Raw genomic sequence first — 4,794 nt, 5'->3', positions numbered from 1 at the left:
GCCAGCGAACCGCTGGCGATCAGCATCTCCGCCCGGCTCTGCAACTGGTTGTCGATGTCTTTGTACAGCGCCGCCGAGATCACCGCATACACGGCGACCGACATCGGAACAACCACCAGCCCCACCATGGACATCGCTAATAGCATCACCCGCCACCGCAACGACAACGATCTGCTGGCCCGCAGCGGCACACCCCGGCGCCGGCGGAGCAGCGACATCAGGGCGGCGTCTCGCGCAGCACGTAACCCACACCACGCACGGTGTAGATCAGCCGCGATTCCCCTTCGGCTTCAGTCTTGCGACGCAGGTACCCGATGTAGACCTCCAGCGCGTTACCCGAGGTGGGGAAGTCGAAACCCCATACCTCCTCGAGAATGCGGCTGCGGGTGAGCACCCGGCGCGGGTTGGAGATCAACATCTCCAGCAGCGCGAATTCGGTTCGGGTCAGACTTATCTGGCGCTCCCCGCGGGTCACCTCGCGGGTCACCGGATCCAGGGTAAGATCCTCGAACGACATCGGCGTCGATTCGCTGAGGTCTTCGGCCGTAGTGCGGCGGAGCAGCGCCCGCACCCGCGCCAACAATTCTTCGAGGGCGAACGGCTTGGGCAGGTAGTCATCAGCGCCGGCGTCCAGCCCGGCGACCCGCTCGGACACCGAGTCGCGGGCGGTCAGCACCAGGATCGGCAGGTCGTCGCCGGTGCTACGCAGCTGACGGCAGACCTCCAGACCGTCCAGCCGCGGCATCATGACGTCCAAGACCATCGCGTCCGGCCGGTGGCTGGTGATGGCCTCGAGCGCCTGGACACCATCGGTGGCCAGTGAGACCGAGTAGCCGTTGAAGCTCAGTGACCTGCGCAGCGACTCGCGCACCGCGCGATCGTCGTCAACGACCAGTATCTGCAGGGCCATGGCTGTCATCCAATCGTTTGGGAGCGATCTGGGCGGTGGACTGTGTGTGTTTCACGGCCGGTTTCCTTCTCGCTCTCTCAGTGCCGGTCGAGGTCGATCAAGCCCAGGCGGGCGGCTTTGAGCAGTCGCCGGGGCACCTTGCGCTGGCGGCCGGCGACCGTGACGTTGACCAGGCCGGGACGTCCGGCTTTCCACTGCGCGCGACGGTGGCGGGTGTTCGCACGCGACATCCTGCGCTTCGGCACGGCCATCGTCGGGCTCTCCTCGGTCGGGGTGGTAGGTATGGTCGGCAAAACGACTGCGGTCGCGTCGACGCCAACCCAGTCGGCTTCTGAAAGGATAGCCGGTGACCAGCGTCTCGTCCAAAATAGCAAACATCGCGGCAGATGGGCTGTCGACACACCTTGGCGCGCCAGCTCGACAACCGCTAACCTACCGGTTGGTTGAGTGATGGGGTTTCAGATGGCACCTACGGTTCGGATCGGGAATTGCTCCGGCTTCTACGGCGACCGGTTGTCGGCGATGCGCGAGATGCTCACCGGCGGTGAACTCGACTTCCTCACCGGCGACTATCTGGCCGAACTGACCATGTTGATCCTGGGGCGCGACCGGATGAAGCACCCGGAACGCGGCTATGCCAAGACCTTCCTGGCGCAGCTCGAAGAGTGTCTGGGGCTAGCGCACGAGAAGGGTGTGCGCATCGTCGCCAACGCCGGCGGGCTCAATCCCGCCGGTCTGGCCGACGCGGTGCGGGCCTTGGCCCGGCGGTTGGGCATCGGCGTGCGGGTAGCGCACGTCGAGGGCGACGAGCTGCTGTCTCGCGCCGGTGAACTGGGGCTGGGCAGCCCGCTGACCGCCAATGCCTATCTGGGCGCCTGGGGGATCGTCGATTGCCTGGGCGACGGGGCCGACGTCGTGGTGACCGGCCGGGTCACCGACGCGTCGGTGGTCGTCGGCCCGGCGGCCGCTCACTTCGGCTGGGAACGCACCGACTACGACCGGCTGGCAGGCGCGGTGGTCGCCGGCCACGTCATCGAGTGTGGCGTTCAGGCCACCGGCGGCAACTACGCGTTCTTTGCCGAGGTTCCGGCGATCCCGGGCCTTTTGCACGCCGGCTTCCCGCTGGCCGAGATTCACGCCGACGGCTCGTCGGTGATCACCAAACACCCCGACACCGGCGGCCTGGTCAGCGTCGATACCGTCACCGCGCAACTGCTCTACGAGGTCACCGGCGCCCGGTATGCCAACCCCGACGTCACCGCCCGAATCGACAGCGTCGAGCTGTCCCCCGACGGCACCGACCGGGTGCGGATCAGCGGTGTGACCGGCGAACCGCCGCCGCCCACCCTCAAGGTGTCACTGAACAGCATCGGCGGTTACCGCAACTCCATGACCTTCGTGCTGACCGGCCTGGACATCGACGCCAAAGCCGAGCTGGTGCGCTGCCAGCTGGAGCAGTCGCTGACCGTCAAACCCGCCGAGGTGGAATGGACCCTGGCCCGCACCGACCATCCCGACGCCGACACCGAGGAGGCCGCCAGCGCATTGCTGCACTGCGTGGTCCGCGACCCCGAATCGGACAATGTGGGCCGGAAGTTCTCCTCGGCCGCCGTGGAACTGGCGCTGGCAAGTTATCCCGGTTTCAGCGTTACCGCCCCGCCCGGCGAGGGCCAGGTCTACGGGGTGTTCACCCCCGGTTATGTCGACGCCGCCGCGGTGCCGCATGTGGCGGTGCACGCCGACGGAGCCCGCATCGGCATCCCCGCGGCCACCGACACCCGGGCACTGGCTCCCGCCGCCGAACCATCAGTACCCGACCCACCGCCGTCCGGCCCCACCCGACGGGTGCCGCTGGGACACATCGCCGGCGCTCGCAGCGGGGACAAGGGTGGATCGGCCAACGTCGGGGTCTGGGTGCGTACCGACGAACAGTGGCACTGGCTGGCCAACACGCTGACAGCGGAGCTGGTCAAGAAGCTGTTGCCGGAGGTCGCCGACCTGCCGGTCGCCCGCTACCTGCTGCCCAACCTGCGAGCGGTGAACTTCGTCATCGACGGCATCCTCGGCCAAGGGGTGGCCTACCAGGCGCGCTTCGATCCGCAGGCAAAAGGGCTGGGCGAATGGTTGCGCAGCCGTCACGTCGACATCCCGGAGGGCTTGCTGTGACCGTCTGGAGCATCTGGACCACGCCGGAGCGTGGGCAGCTGCGCAAGACGGTGCGCACGTTCGCCGAGCGGGAGATCCTGCCACACATCGACGAGTGGGAACGCGCCGGGGAGCTGCCTCGGGATCTGCACCGGCGCGCCGGGGAGGCCGGGCTGCTGGGTGCGGGGTTTGCACAATCGGCCGGCGGTGGTGGTGGCGACGGGGCCGACGCGGTAGTCATCTGCGAGGAGCTGCACGAGGCAGGTGCACCCGGCGGCGTGTTCGCGTCGCTGTTCACCTGCGGGATCGCGGTACCGCACATGATCGCCTCGGGGGACACCCGGTTGATCGAGGAGTTCGTGCGCCCAACTCTCGCCGGCGAGAAGATCGGTGCGCTCGCGATCACGGAGCCCGGCGGCGGCTCTGATGTCGGCCACCTGCGCACCACAGCGCGCCGGGACGGCGATCACTACGTCGTCAACGGCGCCAAGACCTACATCACCTCGGGGGTGCGCGCCGACTATGTCGTGACCGCGGTGCGTACCGGCGGCCCGGGTGCGGCCGGGGTGTCGCTGCTGGTGGTGGACCGGTCTACTCCTGGTTTTCACGTCACCCGGAGGCTGGACAAGATGGGCTGGCGCTCCTCGGACACCGCCGAGCTGTCCTATACCGACGCCCAGGTACCCGTCGAAAATCTGATCGGCGGCGAGAACACCGGATTCGCCCAGATCGCTGCCGCGTTCGTCGCCGAACGGGTCGGTCTGGCCGCCCAGGCATATTCCAGCGCGCAGCGCTGCCTGGACCTGAGCGTGCAGTGGTGCAGGGACCGGGAGACGTTCGGCCGGCCCCTGATCTCCCGGCAGGCTGTGCAGAACACCCTGGCCGAAATGGCGCGCCGCATCGACGTCGCCCGCGTCTACACCCGCAACGTGGTGGAACGTCAGCTCGCCGGTGACACCACCCTGATCGCACCGGTGTGCTTCGCCAAGAACACCGCGGTCGAGGCCGGCGAATGGGTGGCCAGCCAGGCCGTGCAACTGTTCGGCGCAATGGGCTACATGGCCGAATCGGAGGTGGAACGCCAGTATCGTGACATGCGGATCCTCGGCATCGGGGGCGGAACCACCGAAATCCTGACCTCGCTGGCCGCGAAAACGCTTGGATATCAGTCATGATGACACCGCCCCCTCCTCATCGCTTCGTCCCCCGCAAGCGGGTGGGGGCACCTCCCGCTCGCGGGGGCGTACCCCCACTGCGTCATCGGCGGTGGCTATGACCACGCTGCAGTCCACCCTGGACCCCGCGTCCGCGGCCTACACCGAGGCCGCGTCGGCGCTGACGGGCAAGCTCGGCGAGCTCGATGCGGAACTGGCCAAGGCGTTGGCCGGCGGCGGTGAAAAATACGTCGAGCGCCACTACGCCCGTGGCAAACTCACCGCCCGGGAACGCATCGAATTGCTGCTCGACCCGGACTCCCCTTTTCTGGAGCTGTGCCCGCTGGCGGGGTGGGGCAGCGAGTTCCAGGTCGGGGCCAGCGTGGTCGTCGGGATCGGTGTGGTCGCGCAAGTGGAGTGCCTGCTCGTCGCCAACGATCCGACCGTCAAGGGCGGCACCAGCAACCCGTGGACGCTGCGCAAGGTCTTGCGGGCCAACCAGATCGCACTGCAGAACCGGCTGCCGGTGATCTCGCTGGTGGAGTCCGGCGGCGCGGACCTGCCCACCCAGAAGGAGATCTTCAT

At 67.8% G+C, this 4,794-nt stretch carries 5 protein-coding genes and 1 pseudogene; 3 read left to right on the top strand and 3 right to left on the bottom strand.

Annotated features, from left to right (window positions below; all coding sequences use genetic code 11):
* The 3 genes and pseudogenes from AC2VON_RS22155 to rpmF all read right to left on the bottom strand — a co-directional run.
* Window positions 1-218 (bottom strand): annotated as a pseudogene (locus AC2VON_RS22155) (two-component sensor histidine kinase); the annotation flags it as partial.
* The gene (locus AC2VON_RS22150; RefSeq protein WP_486954792.1) at window positions 218-904 is read right to left on the bottom strand and encodes a response regulator transcription factor; all 687 of its coding nucleotides are present in this window, start codon (window positions 902-904) and stop codon (window positions 218-220) included. The gene AC2VON_RS22150 and the pseudogene AC2VON_RS22155, both read right to left, overlap by 1 nt.
* A gap of 83 nt (window positions 905-987) precedes the next feature.
* Complete coding sequence (gene rpmF, locus AC2VON_RS22145) at window positions 988-1,161, bottom strand: 50S ribosomal protein L32 (RefSeq protein ID WP_486954791.1); 174 nt, start codon at window positions 1,159-1,161, stop codon at window positions 988-990.
* 211 nt (window positions 1,162-1,372) lie between these two features.
* Between rpmF and AC2VON_RS22140 the strand changes: the two genes are divergently transcribed.
* The 3 genes from AC2VON_RS22140 to AC2VON_RS22130 form a co-directional block, all read left to right on the top strand.
* Window positions 1,373-3,076 carry an acyclic terpene utilization AtuA family protein gene (locus tag AC2VON_RS22140; RefSeq protein ID WP_486954790.1) on the top strand — a complete coding sequence of 568 codons (1,704 nt, stop codon included), beginning with the start codon at window positions 1,373-1,375 and terminating at the stop codon, window positions 3,074-3,076.
* Window positions 3,073-4,230: an acyl-CoA dehydrogenase family protein gene (locus AC2VON_RS22135; RefSeq protein ID WP_486954789.1), complete on the top strand. Its 1,158-nt coding sequence runs from the start codon at window positions 3,073-3,075 to the stop codon at window positions 4,228-4,230. The genes AC2VON_RS22140 and AC2VON_RS22135 overlap by 4 nt, the downstream gene beginning before the upstream one ends.
* A gap of 97 nt (window positions 4,231-4,327) precedes the next feature.
* The coding region (locus AC2VON_RS22130) for a carboxyl transferase domain-containing protein (protein WP_486954788.1) at window positions 4,328-4,794 on the top strand (467 nt) is incomplete at its 3' end.

Source organism: Mycobacterium sp. TH-M82 (assembly GCF_057473605.1).
Note: the sequence above shows the minus strand (reverse complement) of the source record. Positions and strands in the feature narration are given on the sequence as shown.